Here is a 21829-nt window from a genome sequence, read left to right on the forward strand (position 1 = left end):
CCCGCCGCGGGGTGCCCGAGCGCCGGTGCCGGCCGCGTGCCGCGCGGCCGGCGGTCAGCCTTCCCGTGTGGCCTCCAGCCGGATGACCAGGGACTTCGAGGCGGGGGTGTTGCTGGTGTCGGCGGTGTGGTCCAGCGGGACCAGGACGTTGGTCTCGGGGTAGTAGGCGGCGGCGCAGCCCCGGGCGGTGGGGTAGTGCACCACCCGGAAGCCGGGGGCGCGCCGCTCGCTGCCGTCGGTCCATTCGCTGATCAGGTCGGCGTAGGAGCCGTCGGCGAAGCCCAGGTGGTGGGCGTCGTCGGGGTGGACGAGGACGACGCGGCGACCGTTCTTGATGCCGCGGTAGCGGTCGTCGAGGCCGTAGATGGTGGTGTTGTACTGGTCGTGGGAGCGCAGTGTCTGGAGGAGCAGGCGCCCTTCGGGGGCGGTGGGGTGTTCCACGGGGGCGGCGGTGAAGTTGGCCTTCCCGGTGGCGGTGGGGAAGCTGCGGCTGTCCCGGGGGGCGTGCGGCAGGGCGAAGCCGCCGGGGCGGGCGACCTTGGCGTTGAAGTCCTCGAAGCCGGGGATGACGCGGGCGATCCGGTCGCGGATGGTGGCGTAGTCCTTCTCGAACGCCTGCCAGGGGGTGTTGCTGCGGTCGCCGAGGACGCGGTGGGCGAGGCGGGCGACGATGGCGGGTTCGGAGAGCAGTCGGGGGCCGGCGGGCTCGAGGCGGCCGCGGGAGGCGTGCACCATGCCCATGGAGTCCTCGACGGTCACGAACTGGTCGCCGCTCGCCTGGCGGTCGCGTTCGGTGCGGCCCAGGGTCGGCAGGATGAGGGCGCGGGCGCCGGTGACGACGTGGGAGCGGTTGAGCTTGGTGGAGACGTGCACGGTGAGGCGGGCGCGTCGGACGGCGGCTTCGGTGACGTCGGTGTCGGGGGTGGCGGAGACGAAGTTGCCGCCCATGGCGAAGAAGACCTTGGCCTGTCCGTCGCGCAGGGCGCGGATGGCGCGGACGACGTCGTAGCCGTGCTCGCGGGGCGGCGCGAAGCCGAACTCCTTCTCCAGGGCGTCCAGGAAGGCCGGTGCGGGCCGTTCGAAGATGCCCATGGTGCGGTCGCCCTGGACGTTGCTGTGGCCGCGTACGGGGCAGACGCCGGCTCCGGGGCGGCCGATGTTGCCGCGTAGCAGCAGGAAGTTGACGACTTCCTGGATGGTGGGGACGGAGTGCTTGTGCTGGGTCAGGCCCATCGCCCAGCACACGATGGTGCGGCGGGAGGCGAGGACCATGGCGGCGGCGCGTTCGATCTCGTCGTGGGTGAGTCCGGTGGCGCGCAGCGTGTCGTCGGCGTCGTCGCCGGCGCGGACCAGGTCCGCGAACTCCTCGAAGCCGTGGGTGTGGTCGCGGATGAAGTCCTCGTCGAGGGCGCCTTCGGTCTGCAGGATGCGGCGGTTGAGGGCGCGGAAGAGGGCCTGGTCGCCGCCGATGCGCACCTGGAGGAAGAGGTCGGTCAGGGCGGTGCCGCCGCCGGCCAGGCCGCGCGGGGTCTGGGGGTTCTTGAAGCGTTCCAGGCCGGCCTCGGGCAGCGGGTTGATCGAGATGATCTTGGCGCCGCCGGCCTTGGCCTTCTCCAGGGCGCTGAGCATCCGCGGGTGGTTGGTGCCCGGGTTCTGGCCGGCGACGATGATCAGGTCGGCCTTGTAGAGGTCCTCCAGGAGGACGCTGCCCTTGCCGACGCCCAGGGTGGCGGTGAGTGCGCAGCCCGAGGACTCGTGGCACATGTTGGAGCAGTCCGGGAGGTTGTTGGTGCCGAACTCGCGGGCGAAGAGCTGATAGAGGAAGGCGGCCTCGTTGCTCGTCCGGCCGGAGGTGTAGAAGACGGCCTCGTCGGGGGAGGCGAGGGCGGTGAGGTCCTCGGCGATGAGGTCGAAGGCTCGGTCCCAGGTGACGGGTTGGTAGTGGTCGGCGCCCTCGGGGAGGTACATGGGGTGGGTGAGGCGGCCCTGTTGGCCGAGCCAGTAGCCGCTGCGGGAGGCGAGGTCGGCGACGGAGTGGGCGGCGAAGAAGTCCGGGGTGACCCGGCGCAGGGTGGCTTCCTCGGCGACGGCCTTGGCGCCGTTCTCGCAGAACTCGGCGGCGTGCCGCTTGTCGTCCTCGGGCCAGGCGCAGCCGGGGCAGTCGAAGCCGTTCTTCTGGTTGACCCGCAGCAGGGTGAGGGCGGTGCGGCGGACGCCCATCTGCTGCTGGGAGATCTTCAGCGCGTGGGTGATGGCCGGGATGCCGACCGCGGAGTGCTGGGGCGCGCCGACCTCGGGCGCGTCCTGGACGGGGTCCGACGCGGGCGGCTTGCCTGCCATGCGCTCTCCCTGGGGTCGTGTGCCGGCGGGCCGCCGGGGGTGGGGCGGATCGTTGCCGTGCGCATCTGATGGGTGCGTCTCAGATCCTGTCACGGACCGGGGCGGGCCAGTAAGGGGAGTGCGCGGCGGTGGGTGCGGCGCGGTGGGTCGGGCGGCCCGGTGTCGCCCGGCGCGGCGGGGATTGTCGGTGGGGCGTGGCAGGATCGGGGGCGTGGCAGGAAAGGCAGTGAAGATGAGCGAAGCGACCGGCACCGAGGCGGCGGGCGGCCGTCCTCGCCTGCTCCTGATGGACGGGCATTCCATGGCATACCGGGCGTTCTTCGCCCTGCCCGTGGAGAATTTCACCACCGCGACCGGGCAACCGACCAACGCGATCTACGGCTTCGCGTCGATGCTCGCGAACACCCTGCGTGACGAGGCGCCCACCCACTTCGCGGTGGCGTTCGACGTCTCCCGCAAGACGTGGCGCTCCGAGGAGTTCCCCGAGTACAAGGCGAACCGCTCCAAGACGCCCGACGAGTTCAAGGGGCAGGTCGAGCTGATCGGCGAGCTGCTGGACGCGATGCACGTCAAGCGCTTCGCGGTGGACGGTTTCGAGGCCGACGACGTCATCGCCACCCTGGCCACCCAGGCCACCGCCGAGGGCTTCGAGGTGGCGATCGTCACCGGCGACCGCGACTCCTTCCAGCTGGTCTCCGAGGACGTCACGGTCCTCTACCCCACCAAGGGCGTCTCCGAGCTGACGCGCTTCACGCCGGAGAAGGTCGCCGAAAAGTACGGCCTGACCCCCACCCAGTACCCGGACTTCGCCGCGCTGCGCGGCGACCCGTCGGACAACCTCCCCGGCATCCCCGGCGTCGGCGAGAAGACCGCCACCAAGTGGATCAACCAGTTCGGTTCGTTCGCCGAGCTGGTGGCGCGCGCCGACGAGGTCAAGGGCAAGGCGGGGCAGAACCTCCGCGACCACCTGGAGTCGGTGAAGCTCAACCGCCGCCTGACGGAGATGGTCCGCGACGTCGAGCTGTCCTGCGGCCCCGCCGAGCTCACCCGCCAGCCCTACGACCGCGAGGCCCTCAAGGTCTTCCTGAACGCCCTGGAGATCCGGAACCAGGGCCTGCGGGACCGCCTCCTGGCCGTGGACCCCGGTGCCGCCGAGAGCGCGGAGAGCGCCGAGCCGGCCGCCGGCGTCGAGGTGGACGGCGCGGTCCTGGGCACCGGCGAGCTGGCCCCGTGGCTGGCCGAGCACGGCACCGGGCCGCTGGGCGTGGCCACCGTCGACGTGTGGACGCTGGGCAGCGGCAGCGTCGCCGAGGTGGCGCTGGCCACCGGGCACGGCCCGGCCGCCTGGTTCGACCCGGCGCAGCTGGACGAGGCCGACGAGCGGGCCTTCGCCGCCTGGATCGCCGACCCGGCCCGGCCCAAGGTGATGCACAACGCCAAGGGCCTGATGCGGGTCTTCGGCGAGCACGGCTGGCGCATCGACGGCGTCGGCATGGACACCGCCCTCGCCGCCTATCTGGTCAAGCCCGGCCGCCGCTCCTTCGCCCTGGACGCCCTCTCCGTCGAGTACCTGGGCCGCGATCTCGCCCCGGCCGCGGCCGGGGACGGCCAGCTGGCGTTCGGCGCGGACGAGGAGGCCGAGGCGGAGGCCCTGATGGGGCAGGCCCGCACGGTCCTCGACCTCGGGACGGCGTTCGGCGCGAAGCTGGCCGAGGTCGGCGCGGCCGATCTGCTGTGCGACGTGGAGCTGCCCACCAGCGAGCTGCTGGCCCGGATGGAGCGGGCCGGGATCGCCGCCGACCGCGGCTGGCTGGAGCGCATGGAGCAGCAGTTCGCCGGCGCCGTGCAGCAGGCCGTCAAGGAGGCGCACGCCGCGGCCGGCCACGAGTTCAACCTCGGCTCGCCCAAGCAGCTCCAGGAGGTCCTCTTCGGCGAGCTGGGCCTGCCCAAGACCAAGAAGACCAAGACCGGCTACACCACCGACGCCGACGCCCTGGCCTGGCTGGCCTCCCAGACCGACAACGAACTCCCGGTGATCATGCTCCGTCACCGGGAGCAGGCCAAGCTGCGCACCACGGTCGAGGGCCTGATCAAGACCATCGCCGCCGACGGCCGGATCCACACCACCTTCAACCAGACCGTCGCGGCCACCGGCCGGCTGTCCTCCACCGACCCCAATCTGCAGAACATCCCGGTGCGGACGGACGAGGGCCGGGCGATCCGCCGCGGCTTCGTCGTCGGCGAGGGCTTCGAGTCGCTGCTGACCGCCGACTACAGCCAGATCGAGCTGCGGGTGATGGCGCACCTCTCCGAGGACGAGGGCCTGATCGAGGCGTTCACCTCCGGCGAGGACCTGCACACCACCGTCGCCTCCCAGGTCTTCTCGGTCGCCAAGACCGAGGTCGACCCGGAGATGCGCCGCAAGATCAAGGCGATGTCGTACGGCCTGGCCTACGGGCTGTCCGCGTTCGGTCTCTCCCAGCAGCTGGGCATCCAGCCCGACGAGGCCCGCAAGCTGATGGACAACTTCTTCGAGCGGTTCGGCGGGGTGCGCGACTACCTCCAGCGCGTCGTCGAGGAGGCCCGCGCCACCGGCTACACCGAGACGATCCTCGGCCGTCGCCGCTATCTGCCCGACCTCAACAGCGACAACCGCCAGCGCCGCGAGATGGCCGAGCGGATGGCGTTGAACGCCCCCATCCAGGGCACCGCCGCCGACATCGTCAAGATCGCGATGCTGCGGGTCGACGCGGCGCTGCGCGCGGCGGAGCTGTCCTCCCGGATGCTGCTCCAGGTCCACGACGAAATCGTGGTCGAGGTCGCCCCCGGCGAGCGCGCCCAGGTCGAGGAGCTGGTCCGCAAGGAGATGGCCGCGGCCGTCGAACTCCGCGCCCCGCTCGACGTCTCGATCGGCGCCGGCGCGGACTGGGAGTCGGCGGCGCACTGACCGCCGCCCCGGGGTGCGTACGGAGTCCGTGCCGTACGCACCCCGGCGGGTCCGCGCCCGTCAGGCCGCCTCGGCCCCCGCGCCCGCCGGCCGGCCCGGCGCGCCGCCGTCCGCCGCGGCCCCGTCCCGCCGTGCCCGCCGGCCCAGCAGCCGTATCGCCCCGGCGCTGACGAGCAGCCCCGGCACGAGACCGGCGCCCGCCCCGAAGAGCGCGTCCGGCAGGTAGTCGAACCACCCCACCGCCGCCCCGTGGACGGCGTACGCCCGCAGCGTGCGGTACGCGGCGCCGAGCAGCACCGCCAGGACCACCGGGGCGGTGAGCAACAGCCGCAGCCGCACGGGCAGTTCGGGTGCCACGCCTCCGGTGCTGCCGGCCCCGGCCGCGGGCGCGACCCGCAGCGCCGACCACAGGAACCATCCGATCCCCACCAGGGCCAGTGCCGAGGTCGCGTACTGCAGGTACATGGCCAGCGGCCGGTCGCCCACCACGGTGTTGAGCGCGGGCAGCAAGCGGGTGCCCCAGCGTCCGGGATGGGTGAAGGCGTCCCAGACCACATGGGACACCGCACCGAGCACCGCCGAGGCGACGAACCAGCCTGCCGACGCGGCCCGTTCGCGGACCGGGCCCGGCGTCCGGGGCCGGCCCCGGAGGAACGCCCCGAGCCGCTCCCGCCCGGCCCGCGGCAACAGTGCCAGCAGCGGTTCGCGCACCAGCAGCCAGCCGCCCACCAGCCCCGCGGTCAGCAGCACGTCCACCGTCAGCACGCCGGGCAGCGAGTGCGTGAACGCACCGAACGCCATGCCGCCCGGAACCACCGTGCCCGCGTAGTACGTCACATCCGGTGCGAACGACCCCGCGACCAACGCCGAGGCGACCAAGGGGCCGTGGGCCGCACCGGTGCGGCGGATCAGTGGCAGGACGGCGGCGGCATGACTCGGCGTGAACGGCATCTGCCCCTCCTTGATCGATTAGGATCATTATGTGGCTGATGGGAGTGGTGGCTGTGCGGCCCGAGTTGTCGTAGTGTCGCCGGAGTTGAGGCGCTGGGGAGCGCGATACGGCGTCACACAGAAGCAGCCAGGCACCGGCGATCAGGTGTGCACGCGGTAGGTCGACACGGAGGGGACACCAGGTATGGCAGCCACATTCCGGCGGCGGCTCCAAAGAGGAGCGGCCTCGACGGCCGTGGCGGCAGCGGCGCTGGCCGCGCTGACCGCCTCTCAGGCGCCCGGTGCCGCCGAACATCCGGCGGCCCGCGCCGACCGCAGCCCCGCACCGCCCGCCGACCTCCCCATCGACGGCGGCTCGTCGTACTTCACCGACCGGCCGCCCCTCAAGACCCCCGCCCCGCCGAAAGGTTCCGGCCACTCCGGCGACGCCGGCGGCGGGACGCACGCCCCGTCCGAGGCGGGCATCCCGGCCACCGTCCTGGCCGCCTACAAGAAGGCCGAGGCGGACCTCCGGGCCTCCGACCCGAGCTGCCGGCTGCCCTGGCAACTGCTCGCCGCGATCGGCGAGGTGGAGTCCGGCCACGCCCGCGGCGGCGCGGTCGACGCGCAGGGCACCACCCTCCGGCCGATCCTCGGCCCCCAGCTCAACGGCCGTGGCTTCGCCCTGATAACCGACACCGACGGCGGTCGCTACGACGGCGACACCACCCACGACCACGCCGTCGGCCCGATGCAGTTCATCCCCTCCACCTGGTCCCAGGGCGGGCCCCTCGGCACGGGCTGGGGCGCCGACGGCAACGGGGACGGCATCAAGGACCCCAACAACGTCTTCGACGCGACCCTCGCCGCCGGCCGCTACCTCTGCGCCAACGGCCGCGACCTGTCCGACCGGACCGACCTCGACCGGGCGGTGCTCGGCTACAACGACTCCACCGCGTACCTGAACCTGGTGCTGTCCTGGTACACGTTCTACCGGAACGGCACGTTCGAGGTACCGGACGGCAAGGGGCCGCTCCCCGTCCACCGCGGCCGCACCTCCGACACCGTCGGCGGCCCGGGCAACCAGCGCCGCGACGAGGCGAAGGGCACGCCCCCGGCCCCCGGCGGCAAGGGCGGACAGCGCAAGCCCGACGAGCCGGCGACACCGGGCGGTCCGTCCGGAACCACCGGCCCCACCGGTCCCGGCCATGACGGCGGCACGACGGTCCCCGCGCCGTCCCCGAAGCCGAAGCCCACGCCGGACCCCAAGCCCACCCCGGACCCGAAGCCGAAGCCGCCCACGAAGCCGGCCCCGCTCACCGCCCTGGAAGCCGTCGCCGACAAGGACGGCAAGCGCCTGACGGCCACCGTGGGCACCGACTTCGCCACCACGCCGCGGGTCCGCGCCAAGGACGCCGACGGCAAGCCGGTGGCCGGCGCCACCGTCCGCTTCACCCTCACCGGCACCCTCCCTCACGGTCTCGGCTTCTCCCCCGCCCCTGGCGGCGCCACCACGGTCACCGTCACCACCGACAAGGACGGTCTGGCCACCGCCCCGACGCTGCACGCCGGCGACACCGCGGGCCCGTTCACCGTCCGTGCCACCGCCGCCGTCCGCGACGTGCGCCCGGTCGACTTCGCCGGCACGGTCACGGCCAAGCCCGCGCCGAAGGCCGACGCCCTCGCCCGGACCTCCGACATGGCGCTGACCACGGCGGCCGGCGGTGCGTACGCCGACGACGCCGTCCAGATCAAGGCGACCTACCAGGGCAAGGCCGCGGCCGGCGTCCCGATCACCGCCGCCCTGGTCACCGACGACCCGAAGAAGCCCGTCGAGAACGACCGGGGCCCCTACTTCAAGGACCCCAAGGCCACCGGCGCCGACAAGGACAAGCCGGTCCGCACCCTCACCGGACTCACCACCGACGCCAACGGCCTGCTCACCCTCCCGAAGCTCTACACCGACTCCCACCCGGGCACCTTCCGGCTCCGGCTGACCACCGCCGACGGCACCGTGCTGACGGTCACCCTCACCGTGACGGCACCGCCCGCCGCCTCCTGACCGCCCGGTCCCCGTCCCCGGCCCTCGTGGCCGCACTGCCACCGCCGTCCCGCCCGTACACCCGGGCGGGACGGCGGTGGCAGTGAAACGTGTTCTCATCTCGGCCGCCCGTTGCTACCGTGCCCCCGCCCTGACGCTGCATCAGTTCAGTTCTCCGGGAGGACGGCCATGCGCGCCCTGACAGCAGCCGCGATCGGCCTGGCCGCGGCGCTCGCCCTCATCTTCACCGTCACCGCGATCGGCGCCCCCGAGGGCCGGACGTCCCCCGAGCCGCTGCTGACCACCGTCCCCGCACACCCCTGAGGGAGGGACGCCACCGCCATGCGCCGAACCCCGCCCGGCACCGGGGCGCACGCGTCGAAGCCGCGGAGAGGGATGCGCCGCACCGCGAGCCTCGTCCTGCTCGGCCTCGCCGCCTTCTTCACCGCGCTGTCCCCGCTGATGCGCTGGTACGCCTTCCCCCGCCTCGCCGAGATCCCGCCCAGCCAGTACCAGGCCATGGTCCTGGAGGCCAGGCCCGCCACCCTCCTCGACTACGGCACCATGAAGGCCCGACAGGTCCCCGAGGTCACCATCGTCCAGACCCTCAAGGGCAACGTCGCCGAGGCCCACCGGGTCGAGCGGGCCACCGGCCGCGACGTCGTGGTCTGGGACGCCCTCTCCTTCGTGGCCGGCCCCGACGGCAGGATGGTCTCCGAGATCCCCGAGCGCTACGTCTTCGACGCGCACTCCCAGGAACCCGTCCACGCCGCCGGCGAGATGGTCGACGGCGACCCCGTGCGCCGCTCCGGCATCGAGTACAAGTGGCCGTTCCTCACCGAGAAACGCGACTACGCCTACTTCGACGCCCAGACCCGCACCTCGGCCCCCATCCACTACAAGGGGACCCGGACCTTCCACGGCCTGGAGGTCTACTACTTCGAGCAGACCATCCCCTGGACCAGGGTCCCGCTGCCCAAGAAGATGCCGGTCAAGGGCATCACCCCGGAGGCCGTCCAGAAGATGGGCACCACCCGCTGGTACTCCACCACGCGGATGTTCTGGGTCGACCCGGTCACCGGCGCCCCCGTCAACGGCGAGGAGATCCACAAGGAAGAGCTGCGCGGCGGCCAGTTGCTCCCCGGCGGCGGCAAGGTCACCGCCTTCGCCGGCCATGTCAAGATGCGCGCCGACTACGTCGACTCCACCCTGGCCCTGGTGAAGTCCCAGCGCCCCCTCGTCCTGCTCCTCACCAGCTACCTTCCCTGGGGCTTCCTGGCCCTGGGCGCCCTCCTCCTCGCCGTCAGCCTGCACCTCGAGGCGCGCGGCCGGCGCTCCCGCCCGGAGGCCCCGGCGCAACCGGCGGTCGAGGGCGTTGTCAGTGGCGGGCCGTAGCGTGGAGACATGACACCGACGAACCGTCCGCAGAAGCTCCGAACGCCGCCCTGCCGAAGGGAGTTGACGTACCCGCACACCCCTGACGTCGGGGGAGGAGCGGGCGCGCGGGCCCGTCCGGCACGCGGCGGGACCGCCCCGCCCGGCGGGCTCTCACCCCCGCCGCAGCCGCGCCGAGGTGTGCCGGGTCGGTTCGGCCGTCGAAGGGTCCTCCGGCCAGGGGTGCTTGGGGTAGCGACCGCGCAGCTCCGCCCGGACGGCCCGGTAGCCGTCCCGCCAGAAAGAGGCCAGGTCCGCCGTGACCGCCGCCGGCCGCCCCGCCGGCGAGAGCAGGTGCACCAGCACCGGCACCCGCCCGCCCGCCACCCGCGGCGACTCCCGCAGTCCGAACAACTCCTGCAGCTTGACGGCCAGTACGGGCTGCTCGCCGCCGTAGTCCACCCGCACCCGGGAACCACTCGGCACCTCGATCCGCTCCGGCGCCAGCTCCTCGAAGCGCGCCGCCTCACCGGTCGCCCACGGCAGCAGCCGGGCAAGCGCCTGTCCCGCGTCCACCCGCGCCAGATCGGCCCGCCGCCGGGCCCGCCCCAGCTCGGTCCCCAACCAGTCCTCGACGCGCTCCAGCAGCGCCGCGTCCGACACCTCCGGCCACGGCGCGCCCAACTCCCGGTGCAGGAAGGCCATGCGCTGCCGCACCGCGGTCGCCCCGGCCGTCCACCGCAGCAGCCCGAGCCCCTCCCGCCGCAGGCCCTCGACGACCGCGTCCCGCAGCAGCCCGGGATCCGGCGCGGTCAGCGCACGGGCCGACAGCTCGATCGCGCCGAGCCGGGTCACCTGTCGGGCCACCACCTCGCCGTCCGCCCAGTGCACCTCCTCCCCGGAGGAATACAGCGCCCCGGCCGCGGCGTGGGCGGTCTCCTCGTCGATCACGGCCGCCAGCCGGACCCGTGCGGACGCCGCGGCGACCGGCCGGTCCGCCACCGCGACCGCCAGCCAGGCCGCGTCCCGCAGCCGCGATCCGTCCCCGGCCCGGCCCCCGGCCCCCGCCCCGGCCAGGTCGGCCCCGGTCCCGGACGCCATCAGGTAACTGCCGGCCCCGCGCGCCCGGGCCACCCGCTCCGGGAAGGCCAGCGCCGCGAGCAGTCCGGCGACCGCGTCCTCGGACGCGACGCCCCCGGCCGCCGGCCCCCGCCGCTCCCCGGGGTCCCGCTCCGGTTCCCCGGCGGCCGCCGCCAGTCGCCGCGCCTCCTGCCGCCACCGCGCGGCGTAGGCGTCGCCGCCCCGGCGTGCGGTGCGCCACGCGGCCGCCAGATCGTCCCCGTAGGACCGCGGCGGCTCCTCGCTCAGCAGCGCCACCACCTCCGCCGCGCGCCGCACACCGACCTCGGTCGCGCCGTCCAGCAGCGCGCGGGCCAGCCGGGGGTGCAGTCCCAGCCGGGCCATCCGCACGCCCCGTTCGGTCGCCCGGCCCGCCGCGTCCACCGCGCCGATCGCCGTCAGCACCTCCCGGGCCGCGGCCAGCGCCCCGGCCGGCGGTGCGTCCAGCAGCGCCAGCCCGCTCGCCGTCGGATCGCCCCAACAGGCCGTCTGCAGGGCGAACGCGGTCAGGTCGGCGACCTTGATCTCCGGATCCGGGAAGCGCGGCAGCCGTCCGTCCTCCCCCTCGGCCCAGCAGCGGTAGACCACCCCGGGCTCCTGCCGGCCGGCCCGCCCGGCCCGCTGCCGCGCCGCCGCCCGAGAGGCGCGGACGGTCGTCAGCGCGCCGAGCCCCCGCGCGTGGTCCATCCGCGGCACCCGCGCCAGCCCGCTGTCCACCACGACCCGCACCCCGGGCACGGTCAGGCTGGACTCCGCCACGGAGGTCGCCAGGACGACCCGGCGGGCCCTTCCCCCGTTCTCGGCTTCGCTCGAACGAGAGGTACCCCCACCGCCCGCCAGCACCGCGTCCTGCACCTCGGCCGACGCCCGCCCGTGCACCTGCAGCACCTCGGCGTCCACCCCCGCCAACTGCCCCGCCACCCGTGCGATCTCGCCGACCCCGGGCAGGAAGCACAGCACGTCACCGGCCTGTTCCCGCAGCGCCCGCCGCACCACGGCGGCGACGTGCGCCAGCAGCGCCGGATCCACCCGCATCCCGTGCGGCGGCGCGACCGGCCGCTCCGGCGGCGCCCACACCACCTCCACCGGGTGCGAGACCCCCGTCGCGGCCACCACCGGAGCCGGCTCACCGCCGCCCAGCAGCCGCGCCCACCCCTCCGCGTCGGTCGTCGCGGAGGCCGCCAGCAGCCGCAGCTCCGGACGCAGCGCCGCCCGTACGTCCAAGAGGAAGGCCGCGCAGGTGTCGGCGTCCAGATGCCGCTCGTGGCACTCGTCCAGCACCACGACGTCCACCCCGGCCAGCTCCGGATCGCGCTGCAGCCGCTGCAACAGCACCCCGGTGGTCACCACCTCCACCGCCGTACGCGGCCCGGCCCGCCGCTCCCCGCGCACGGTGAAGCCGACGCGGTCGCCCACCCGCTCGCCCAGCAGCCACGCCATTCGCCGGGCCGCCGCGCGGGCCGCGATCCGGCGCGGCTCGGCGACGACCACCCGCCGCCGCGGCCCCTCGCCGGTCAGCCCGGCGAGCTCCAGCGGCACCAGGGTCGTCTTGCCGGTGCCCGGCGGCGCGCACAGCACCGCGGCACCGGTCGTGTCGAGGGCGTCGCGCAGCGTGGGCAGCGCACTGCGGACGGGCAGCTGGGCGAGGGCGGCGCCGGGCGTCCCGGCGGCCGGGGAAGGGCTGAGGCTCACCGCTCCAGTCTGCCGCCCGGCTGCTCCGCCCCGGCCGCCCGCCCCGGAAGCGTCACGCCCCGTCCGCCGCACACACGAAGATCGCCGTCCCCGGGATCAGATGCCCCCGCAGCGGCGACCAGCCGCCCCACTCCTGGGTGTTCCATTCCGGCCACTCCGGTTCGACGAGGTCCACCAGCCGGAAGCCGGCCGCCACCACGTCCCGCACCCGGTCGCCCAGCGTCCGGTGGTGCTCCACGTACACCGCCCGCCCGTTCTCGTCCTGCTCGACGTACGGCGTGCGGTCGAAGTACGAGGCCGCCACCGACAGCCCCTCCGGCCCCGGCTCGTCGGGGAACGCCCAGCGGATCGGATGGGTCACCGAGAAGACGAACCGCCCGCCCGGCCGCAGCACCCGCCGCACCTCGCGCAGCACCTGCACGGGCTCGGCGACGAACGGCAGCGCCCCGTAGGCGGAACACGCCAGGTCGAAGGAGTCGTCGCGGAACGGCAGCGCGCCCGCGTCCGCCTCCACCAGGTCGACGGTGCCGTCGGCCGTCCCGCCGGCGATCCGCAGCGCATGCTGGAGCTGCCGGTGGGAGAGGTCCAGGGCCACCGGGTGCGCCCCCTGGGCGGCCAGCCAGCGGGAGCACTGCGCCGCGCCGGCGCCGATCTCCAGGACGCGTCGTCCCTTCAGTTCGGCGGCCGGCCCCAGGAGCGCGGCGTCCGCCTCGTCGAGCCCCTCCGGGCCCCAGACGAACCGGTCGTCGCCGAGGAACGCGCCGTGCTCCCTCTGGTACTCGTCCGCATTGCGGTCCCACCAGCCTCGGCTGGCCCGGCTGCTCTCGGCGTCCGAGGTGTCACGGCGAGTCGCCTCCGGCTCGCTGTCTTCCACGTATTGGCTCATCGCGCCCGTCGTCGTAGTCTTCGCTGTGCTTGTCGCAGCGGGGGACTGTGAGGCCGTGCGGCCTCGCGGAACATCGCGTGCGCCGGTTATGGGGCGTTCTGTCCCCGGTGTGCGCCTTTCGCGCATTGACCCTGTCCGGCTGCCCCCGTATGCTACAAGTTGCGCTGCGGGCCTGCGCGCCTCGGACGGAGCAGGCCGCGCTCGCATCTGTATGAATGTCCCCTCGGTTTTGAGGCGTTTCGGGTTGCTCCGGTTTTGCGGGGCGTCCGGAGGATGCGCCTTAGACGCTGTCCGGTCTGATGCAGAGGCGATACGGGCTCTCGGCGTAGCAGTACCTACGACTTCAATGTCCGTACCGGAGCCCTTTCCCACATGACGAGCAGCACCGAGACCACCGCCACCACCCCGCAGGTTGCGGTCAACGACATCGGTAACGAGGAAGCTTTCCTCGCCGCGATCGACGAGACGATCAAGTACTTCAACGACGGCGACATCGTCGACGGCGTCATCGTGAAGGTCGACCGGGACGAGGTCCTGCTCGACATCGGTTACAAGACCGAAGGCGTCATCCCGAGCCGTGAGCTCTCGATCAAGCACGACGTCGACCCCAACGAGGTCGTCGCCGTCGGTGACGAGATCGAGGCCCTTGTCCTTCAGAAGGAGGACAAGGAAGGCCGCCTGATCCTCTCGAAGAAGCGCGCCCAGTACGAGCGTGCCTGGGGCACCATCGAGAAGATCAAGGAAGAGGACGGGATCGTCACCGGTACCGTCATCGAGGTCGTCAAGGGTGGTCTCATCCTCGACATCGGCCTCCGCGGCTTCCTCCCGGCCTCCCTGGTCGAGATGCGCCGTGTCCGCGACCTTCAGCCCTACGTGGGCAAGGAGCTCGAGGCCAAGATCATCGAGCTGGACAAGAACCGCAACAACGTGGTCCTGTCCCGCCGCGCCTGGCTGGAGCAGACCCAGAGCGAGGTCCGTCAGACCTTCCTCACCACCCTCCAGAAGGGTCAGGTGCGCTCCGGCGTCGTCTCCTCCATCGTCAACTTCGGTGCCTTCGTGGACCTGGGTGGCGTCGACGGTCTCGTCCACGTCTCCGAGCTGTCCTGGAAGCACATCGACCACCCGTCCGAGGTTGTCGAGGTCGGCCAGGAGGTCACGGTCGAGGTCCTGGACGTCGACATGGACCGCGAGCGCGTCTCCCTGTCGCTCAAGGCGACCCAGGAAGACCCGTGGCAGCAGTTCGCCCGCACCCACCAGATCGGCCAGGTCGTGCCCGGCAAGGTCACGAAGCTGGTGCCGTTCGGTGCGTTCGTCCGCGTGGACGAGGGCATCGAGGGTCTGGTCCACATCTCCGAGCTGGCCGAGCGCCACGTGGAGATCCCGGAGCAGGTCGTCCAGGTCAACGACGAGATCTTCGTCAAGGTCATCGACATCGACCTGGAGCGCCGCCGCATCAGCCTCTCGCTGAAGCAGGCCAACGAGTCCTTCGGCGCCGACCCGTCGGCGGTCGAGTTCGACCCGACCCTGTACGGCATGGCCGCGTCCTACGACGACCAGGGCAACTACATCTACCCCGAGGGCTTCGACCCGGAGACCAACGACTGGCTGGAGGGCTACGAGGCCCAGCGCGAGGCGTGGGAGCAGCAGTACGCCGAGGCGCAGCAGCGCTTCGAGCAGCACCAGGCCCAGGTCATCAAGTCCCGCGAGGCCGACGAGCAGGCTGCGGCCGAGGGCGCTGCCGCTCCGGCGGCCGGTGGCCAGGGTGGCGGCAACGTCTCCGGTGGCTCGTACTCCTCGGAGTCGGCGGACAACTCCGGCGCCCTGGCGTCGGACGAGGCCCTTGCCGCGCTCCGCGAGAAGCTGGCCGGCGGCCAGAGCTGAACGGTTCCACCCGTCAGCGCTAGCCGGTTGAGGTAGCTGAAGACGCGAGGCCCGCTCCCTTCGGGGGGCGGGCCTTCGTCATGGAGTGAGCCGGTTCCGGTGCCGGTGGGCCGGAATGGATCGGAATGCGTCGGATCGGCCGCGGGGTGGGCGCGCGTCGCTGGTCGGGCGAGGCGCGCTGGCCGACGGGGATTCCCGGGTCGGCGACGCCCCGGCCGCCGCTGACCGTGTTGTCGCCCGCGATGGTGACCGGGCAACCGCCCGCGTCGTAGTCGGCGATGTCGAAGCCGTGGCGGCCCGCGCCGGTGGTGTTGTCCAGGATCTGGACGTTGTCGCTCCTGTCGTCCGTGCCGCCCACATAGACGCCCTCGCCCGTTCCCCGGCCGTTTTTGCCGGTGTCACGGATGGCGCAGTTCCGGATGATCCCGTCCTTGCCGGACGTGCGGAAGCGCACGCCCTCCATGGCCAGGTCGTGGACGGTGACCGTGCCGATCACCACGCGGTTCGCGGAGTCCATCACGATGCCCTTCTGGCCGCCGGCGACGGTGATGCCCTGGACGGTCCGGTAGGACGCCCCGTCCAGATGGAGGCCGTAGCCGCCGCTGACGGTGAGCACGGCCTTGACCCGAACCGGTCAGCATGATGCGGGATGCGGGATGCGGGATGCGGGATGCGGGATGCGGCGCTGCCGGCGGTGGCGGACGAGAAGTTGCCGCGGTGGGTGCCGTCGGTGAGCCGGATGGTGTCGCCGGGTGCGGCGGCGGCCGGCGCGCTCTTGAGCTGTGCGGCGTTCGAGACCTCGACGATGCGGGCGGGGGAGGACGTCGCGGAGACGGAGACGGAGGCGGTGGCGGTGGCGCCGGCCGGGGCGGGGTGGGCGCTCCCTGGGCGGTGGCCAGGGAGCAGGCCATGAGCGGGAGCATGGCGGCGGCGAGGGCGGTGAGGGGTCCGGTACGCATTCAACTGTCGTTCCACATAGGAACCTTGGGCGGGAATGTGAATCGCTGGAGCGGTGGCGAAGCTGGAGGTACGGACCCAGGGGCGTCAAGGGTTCGGGGTGGAGTGGGGTGGCCTGGGGTGGGGTGGCCTGGAGGGGGTGGAGTGAGGTGGGGCGGGAGTGAAGGCGCGGTGCGGCAACTGGGCGGGGAGGCGCGGGGGTTCCTTGACGTGAACGACGGGGCGTTGGCGTTGGTGGGGGACTGCCGGAGCGGGAGGGGGCCCGGGTGATCGCGGAGGGGTGGACGGGAGGGGGCGGACGTGAGCGAGTTCCGGAGAAAGGGGTCGGGAATGCTGGCTCGGGAATGCCGGGGCCCATCCGGGACGTTCTTGCTCTTGGACACGAGGAGGAGCGGTCACTGTGTTGGATCCCCAGGGTTTGTACGAATGGGAGCCGAGCGGGCTCGCGGCGGTCGAGGCGATCACGGCCAGGGACTCCGCCGGTCTGGTGTTGCTGTACCACTTCGACGGCTACATCGACGCCGGCGAGACCGGCGACCAGATCGTGGAGAGGCTGTTGGACGGCCTGCCGCACCGGGTCGTGGCGCGCTTCGACCACGACCGGCTGGTCGACTACCGTGCGCGCCGGCCGCTGCTCACCTTCGAACGGCACCGCTGGACCTCGTATGAGGCCCCGCGCATCGAACTGCACCTGGTCCAGGACGCCACCGGGGCGCCCTTCCTGCTGCTGTCCGGGCCCGAACCGGACGTGGAGTGGGAGCGGTTCGCCGCGGCGGTGCGCCAGATAGTGGAGCGGCTCGGCGTCCGGCTGTCGGTCAACTTCCACGGCATCCCGATGGGTGTGCCGCACACCCGGCCGGTGGGGCTCACCCCGCACGGCAACCGCACGGACCTGATGCCGGGGCACAGCAGCTTCTTCGACGAGGCCCAGGTGCCCGGCAGCGCGGAGTCCCTGGTCGAGTTCCGGCTGGCCGAGGCGGGGCACGATGTCCTGGGCGTGGCGGCGCACGTGCCGCACTACATCGCCCGATCCGCGTACCCGGACGCCGCGCTGACCGCCCTGGAGGCGGTGACCGCCGCCACCGGACTGGTGCTGCCGAACGCCGCGCACGCGCTGCGCACGGAGGCGCTGCGGACGCAGGAGGAGATCGAGCGACAGATCTCCGAGGGCGATGAGGAACTGGTCGCCCTGGTCAGCGGCCTTGAGCACCAGTACGACGCGGTGGCCGGGGCGGAGACCCGGGGCAACCTCGTCGCCGAGCCGGTGGAACTCCCGTCGGCCGACGAGATCGGCCGGGAATTCGAACGATTCCTGGCGGAGCGCGAGGCCGAAGGCGGCGGGGGCGCGATCTGAGGCGGGTGCGGGGCAGGGCCGGGCGACTTTCGGCGGGGCGGCGCCCAAGGCGGTTCGCTCCCGGACCATTGTCTCGCCCGTGCCCTCTGTTCGCCGGCGATACCCGCGCACGGTTCGTGCGGCTCGCTGGTGGGGGAGTGGGCGCCGGTCGGGCGTGGAGCACCGCCCGGGAGTTCTGCCGCCGGGGCAGGCGTATAGCGTGGGGCCATGGTGAAGGTGGGGCTGACCGGCGGGATCGGTGCCGGCAAGAGTGAAGTGTCGCGGCTGCTGGCGTCGTACGGCGCGGTGATCGTGGATGCGGACAAGATCGCACGCGAGGTCGTCGAGCCGGGAACCCCTGGACTCGCGGCCGTGGTCGAGGAGTTCGGGGCGGAGGTCCTCGCGGCTGACGGCACCCTGGACCGGCCGAAGCTGGGCGCGTTGGTCTTCTCCGACCAGGAGAAGCTGAAGGCGCTCAACGCGATCGTGCACCCGCTTGTGGGCGCGCGGTCGGCCGAACTCGAGGCGTCGGCCGGGCCGGACGCCGTGGTCGTCCACGACGTGCCGCTCCTGACCGAGAACGGTCTGGCGCCGCTCTACGACCTGGTGGTGGTCGTCGACGCGACACCGCAGACCCAGCTGGACCGGTTGGTGCGGCTGCGCGGTATGGCGGAGGACGAGGTGAGGCGGCGGATGGCGGCGCAGGCCACCCGCGAGGAACGCCTGGCCGTCGCCGACTTGGTGATCGACAACGACGGCCCGCTGGAGGCGCTGGAGCCCCAGGTCCGCGAGGTGTGGGAGCGCCTGCGGGGCGCCTGAGACCGGGCGGTAGCCTCACCGCCATGACAACTACCGATCTCGATCCCGAGACCCCCGCCGCCGCGGCGTCCGGCCCTGCCGTCGGCGGTGCCGATGCCGCTCCCGCCTCCTTCGTGGTGAACGTCCCCGGCCTCGCCGACGCCGACCTGGAGCCCGAGCCCCTCGACCCCGAACAGGTCGTCTCCGGCGACCCGGTGGTGACCGGCAAGGTGCTGTGGGAGTCGCCGGACGGCAGCCAGATCAGGGGCATCTGGCAGATCACGCCGGGCGTGGTGACGGACACCGAGGCCAACGAACTGTTCGTGGTCGTCAGCGGACGCGCCACCATCGAGGTCGAGGGTGGTCAGGTACTCGAGGTGGGACCGGGCGACGCCTGCGTCCTGCGCGAGGGCGACCGCACCCGGTGGACGGTGCACGAGACGCTGCGCAAGGCCTACCACATCAGCCTCTAGCGGCGGGTGCATCGGCGTCAGCGTGAGGGGCTGACGTCGGTGCGGGACGCGTCACCGGTGGCCGGGCACCCGACGGGACGAGACCGCCGGACCGGGAATGCGGCAACAAACCCGAGTGTTAACGACGTGGTTGTTGCACCGCACAGATCGCGGTACGGAGCATGGTCATCCCTGGCATGCCCGACGACACCCGGAGAGGAGACGGTCCGTGCCCGAGCGCAGTCCCGCGACGCACGTCATCGACTACCGTGCCGCCGAGCAGCTGCTGGCCGCCCGTGATCCACGAGGCGCGATCCGGCTGCTCGATTCCGTCATCACCGCACACCCCGAGAACACCGCAGCCCGACTGCTGCGCGCCCGCGCCTTCTTTCTCGCCGCCCAACTCCGTGCCGCGGAGCTGGAGTTCCAGATCGTGCTGGAACGCGAGCCGGACAACGCCTTCGCGCACTTCGCCCTCGCCCGCACCCTGGAACGCGGCAGCCGGCCCGACGAGGCCCTGCGTCACTTCCGCCTGGCAGCGGCCCTCGAACCGCGCCCCGAATTCCTCGAAGCGGCCCGCTTCGCGCCGGGCCGGGGCAACGGTGACCGAGCGGTCGGCCCCGACGACGGAGTTCCGTAAGCACCGCCCATGAGCGCGTCACCCACCGCCGGTGACGGTCGCGACTACGGCCTGGAGTCGCGCCGTCTGCCGGCGGCGCGGCGTATCTCGTTGCGTCCCCGGTCGGGCTCGTAGGGCGGAATGTTCCTGCCGGGCTGGTAGTGCGGCCCCTGGCGGATGTGTCGGATCACCATGACGAGGTCCGCGGCGGCGATCGCCGCGAGTGCCGCGCAGGCGGCCGCCCACTGCGGCCGGCCGGCCATCACGAAGGCCACGGTGCCGGCGACGGCCCACAAAAGCCCCCACAGTGCCAGCCCGCACCGAATTCTCAGTGGGCTGCGTGCGTGAAGAGGCTCATCACCCGAGCGCATCGCTCCCCATCTCCTCCCTCCAGCATCCTCCGGATCGATACGCCTGTCATGTGTCGTGTCCCCCCTTCCCGGCCGCCGCTCTCGCCCGTCGTCCTTCCCTCCTCGGCGGGGCGCCGCCTTCGGGGCGGGGATCGCCGGCCGGGTGGGTGTTGATCCAGGACAGCCCGCCGATGTCGAGCTGCGAGCGGGCGCGGGTCACCGCGACATAGGCCAGGCAGGCCTCGTCGAGGTCGATCGGGCCGGGCAGCGGCGTGCCGTCCTCGTCGCGCTCGTCGAGATCGTCGGGGCAGGTGAAGTCGTCGGCGATGCGTACGCTCGACCATTCGCGGCCCTTGGCGCGGTGGGCCGTGGACACCGTGACCTCGGCGGACGCCTCGGGCGAGAGCCGGTCCAGGGCACCCAGCACGGTGTCCGCGCCGTGTTCGTCGATCAGCTCCACCAGAGGCAGCAGGTCGCGTCCGGCCGGGTCAAACTCCGCGTACTCGCGCAGCTCGCACCAGCTCTCGAAGAGCATCAGCTCGGGGTGAGCGGTGCGCCGGCCCGATGCGAGATCGTGCGCGGCACGGGCCAAGGCGCTCAGGGGTTCACCGCCGCCCGCGAGCGCGACCCGCCGATGGGCGTCCAACTGCCGTATCACCTCCACCATGGCGCCCACATTCGTCCGGCACAGGATCGCGTCGGGCGTGGCGAGCCGGCACAACTCGGTCTCCTGGCGGGGCGACCCGGTGAGGCGGATGGGGGCGTCGACGATCGTCAGCCAGCGGTTGGCCTCGGCCGCCAGGGCGGGGCCGAAGCGGAAGGATCGCGAGAGGCTCAGGTGGGTGCCGTCGAAGCCGGTCATCACGTCGCGGGCGCCGCGCCAACCGTAGATGGCCTGCGCGGAGTCCCCGACCAGGACCAGCTGGGCGTGGGCGCGCTGCGCGGTGAGGACCTGCTCGACGACCGGGTTGGTGTCCTGGGCCTCGTCCAGGAGGAGGAAGTCGGCCGGGATGACGGGGGCGCTCAGTGCCCACATCTTGAGGTAGTGGTCGTGCTCGAAGCGGACCACGCCGTGCTCGGGATGGTGCAGATCGGCCCAGGCTCTGCGGGCGTAGGGCAGGGCGAGGCCGGCGAGCTGGGTGTGCAGCGGCTCGGACTCGGCTCCGCGCAGCGGGGGGACATGATGGTGGGCGATCTCCTTGTCGGCGGACTGGCAGAAGCGGGTGATGGTGCGCAGGACGGTGTAGGAGAGGGCCTTGTTGTTGACCTTGCGCGGGCCGATGCGTAAGCACATGCCCTCCTTGATGCCGAGGGCGGCGCCGGTGCGCCAGCCCGCCTGGCGTGGGGCGTTCAGGCGCGCCTGGTAGTGCCTGCCCACCGCGGTGTAGGCGAGGGCGTGGGCGGTTCCGCAGGTCACCTCGGCGGGGAAGGTACGGGTGGCGTGGCGGGCGACGGCGCGGTTGAAGGCGAGGTAGCGGCCGGTGCGGCGCTGTCGGCGCGCGGTGTGCGCCAGCATCGCGAGGGTCGTCGTCTTCCCGGTGCCGGCGCCGGCCTGGATCACGAGATGGGCGCCGGTCGGAAAGGCTTCGGCCGCGGCGGTCTGCTCGGGGGTGGGGGTGTGCATGGGGACTCCTCATCGGGTTCGGTCGACGGGCTGCGGTGGTTGTGACGGGTCGCGGTGGGTCGTGGTGGTGTGTGGTGGGCAGCCGCGGGCGGCGGTGCTTTGCCGTGAGCTGCGGTGAGCCGGCGGGTGTCGCGGGGTGGCCACCCCGCGAGCGATTTCGTCACTGAATGTAATCGACTTGGCGCGGGGGCGGGCGGGGCGTCTTCAACCTGTGGATAACTTCGTCGTGGTGCTTCCGCGTGTCGTCCGATGGGCGCCGCCGATGCGTCTTTGTGCTGGTCGGACGGGTGTGGTTGGAGGGTGACCGGCGTGCCGCGGCGCTGCGTGCGAGCTGCGCGGGAGGCTGGGCGCGGCGGATTGTCAGTGGCGTCTGCTTTGCTCGACATCACGCAGAGCCGCGGCGGCGGAAGCGCCGCGGAAGGCCGCGACGGAACCGCAAGTGCACCAAGAGAGACAAGGGGAGGGCGGAAGCGAGCCGGGCAGGGA

The 21829-nt window shown here is 72.9% G+C and carries 17 protein-coding genes; 10 read left to right on the forward strand and 7 right to left on the reverse strand.

Annotated features, from left to right (window positions below; genetic code table 11):
• Positions 1–54: 54 nt before the first annotated feature.
• Entirely contained in the window at positions 55–2340 is a 2286-nt protein-coding gene (locus SNOUR_RS29130) for an FdhF/YdeP family oxidoreductase (protein WP_067352780.1), read from the reverse strand.
• Between the two features lie 232 nt (positions 2341–2572).
• On the opposite strand from SNOUR_RS29130, the gene polA reads away from it, so the two are divergent.
• Positions 2573–5287, forward strand: a complete 2715-nt coding sequence (gene polA / locus SNOUR_RS29135; RefSeq protein WP_067358912.1) for a DNA polymerase I — start codon at positions 2573–2575, stop codon at positions 5285–5287.
• A 60-nt stretch (positions 5288–5347) separates the two neighbouring features.
• Here the strand turns inward: polA and SNOUR_RS29140 are convergent, their stop codons facing one another.
• Positions 5348–6238 (reverse strand): DUF4184 family protein, encoded by an 891-nt coding sequence (locus SNOUR_RS29140; RefSeq protein ID WP_067352782.1) that lies wholly within the window; start codon positions 6236–6238, stop codon positions 5348–5350.
• A gap of 184 nt (positions 6239–6422) precedes the next feature.
• Between SNOUR_RS29140 and SNOUR_RS29145 the strand changes: the two genes are divergently transcribed.
• The 3 genes from SNOUR_RS29145 to pgfA all read left to right on the forward strand — a co-directional run bounded on the left by SNOUR_RS29145 (position 6423) and on the right by pgfA (position 9653).
• The gene (locus SNOUR_RS29145; protein ID WP_067352784.1) at positions 6423–8279 is read left to right on the forward strand and encodes a lytic transglycosylase domain-containing protein; all 1857 of its coding nucleotides are present in this window, start codon (positions 6423–6425) and stop codon (positions 8277–8279) included.
• A 168-nt stretch (positions 8280–8447) separates the two neighbouring features.
• Positions 8448–8582: an SPW_0924 family protein gene (locus SNOUR_RS45515; protein WP_107080348.1), complete on the forward strand. Its 135-nt coding sequence runs from the start codon at positions 8448–8450 to the stop codon at positions 8580–8582.
• A gap of 72 nt (positions 8583–8654) precedes the next feature.
• Positions 8655–9653: a cell envelope lipid trafficking protein PgfA gene (gene pgfA / locus SNOUR_RS29150; protein ID WP_067352785.1), complete on the forward strand. Its 999-nt coding sequence runs from the start codon at positions 8655–8657 to the stop codon at positions 9651–9653.
• 153 nt (positions 9654–9806) lie between these two features.
• Here pgfA and hrpB read toward each other — a convergent pair whose 3' ends face one another.
• The gene (gene hrpB / locus SNOUR_RS29155; RefSeq protein WP_067352787.1) at positions 9807–12443 is read right to left on the reverse strand and encodes an ATP-dependent helicase HrpB; all 2637 of its coding nucleotides are present in this window, start codon (positions 12441–12443) and stop codon (positions 9807–9809) included.
• A 52-nt stretch (positions 12444–12495) separates the two neighbouring features.
• On the reverse strand, positions 12496–13329 hold the full coding sequence (locus SNOUR_RS29160; protein ID WP_067352788.1) for a class I SAM-dependent methyltransferase: 834 nt from the start codon (positions 13327–13329) through the stop codon (positions 12496–12498).
• Between the two features lie 372 nt (positions 13330–13701).
• Here SNOUR_RS29160 and rpsA point away from each other — a divergent pair, with 372 nt between their 5' ends.
• Positions 13702–15210, forward strand: a complete 1509-nt coding sequence (rpsA, locus tag SNOUR_RS29165; protein WP_018536792.1) for a 30S ribosomal protein S1 — start codon at positions 13702–13704, stop codon at positions 15208–15210.
• Between the two features lie 19 nt (positions 15211–15229).
• Here rpsA and SNOUR_RS29170 read toward each other — a convergent pair whose 3' ends face one another.
• On the reverse strand, positions 15230–15826 hold the full coding sequence (locus SNOUR_RS29170; protein ID WP_067352790.1) for a right-handed parallel beta-helix repeat-containing protein: 597 nt from the start codon (positions 15824–15826) through the stop codon (positions 15230–15232).
• A 33-nt stretch (positions 15827–15859) separates the two neighbouring features.
• Between SNOUR_RS29170 and SNOUR_RS48525 the strand changes: the two genes are divergently transcribed.
• The 5 genes from SNOUR_RS48525 to SNOUR_RS29195 all read left to right on the forward strand — a co-directional run bounded on the left by SNOUR_RS48525 (position 15860) and on the right by SNOUR_RS29195 (position 19390).
• Complete coding sequence (locus SNOUR_RS48525; RefSeq protein WP_067352793.1) at positions 15860–16123, forward strand: hypothetical protein; 264 nt, start codon at positions 15860–15862, stop codon at positions 16121–16123.
• A 444-nt stretch (positions 16124–16567) separates the two neighbouring features.
• Positions 16568–17521 carry a PAC2 family protein gene (locus SNOUR_RS29180; RefSeq protein WP_067352795.1) on the forward strand — a complete coding sequence of 318 codons (954 nt, stop codon included), beginning with the start codon at positions 16568–16570 and terminating at the stop codon, positions 17519–17521.
• Positions 17522–17728: 207 nt separating this feature from the next.
• Positions 17729–18319: a dephospho-CoA kinase gene (gene coaE / locus SNOUR_RS29185; protein WP_067352796.1), complete on the forward strand. Its 591-nt coding sequence runs from the start codon at positions 17729–17731 to the stop codon at positions 18317–18319.
• A gap of 23 nt (positions 18320–18342) precedes the next feature.
• Positions 18343–18771, forward strand: coding sequence for a cupin domain-containing protein (locus SNOUR_RS29190; RefSeq protein WP_099055736.1), 429 nt, complete (start codon positions 18343–18345; stop codon positions 18769–18771).
• 208 nt (positions 18772–18979) lie between these two features.
• Positions 18980–19390, forward strand: a complete 411-nt coding sequence (locus SNOUR_RS29195) for a tetratricopeptide repeat protein (protein ID WP_067352799.1) — start codon at positions 18980–18982, stop codon at positions 19388–19390.
• Positions 19391–19434: 44 nt separating this feature from the next.
• Here SNOUR_RS29195 and SNOUR_RS29200 read toward each other — a convergent pair whose 3' ends face one another.
• On the reverse strand, positions 19435–19740 hold the full coding sequence (locus SNOUR_RS29200) for a DUF6343 family protein (RefSeq protein ID WP_067352802.1): 306 nt from the start codon (positions 19738–19740) through the stop codon (positions 19435–19437).
• 46 nt (positions 19741–19786) lie between these two features.
• Complete coding sequence (locus SNOUR_RS29205) at positions 19787–21343, reverse strand: UvrD-helicase domain-containing protein (RefSeq protein WP_067352804.1); 1557 nt, start codon at positions 21341–21343, stop codon at positions 19787–19789.
• Positions 21344–21829: the final 486 nt, after the last annotated feature.

Origin of the sequence: Streptomyces noursei ATCC 11455 (assembly GCF_001704275.1) — a bacterium.
Classification (GTDB): Bacteria; Actinomycetota; Actinomycetes; order Streptomycetales; family Streptomycetaceae; genus Streptomyces; species Streptomyces noursei.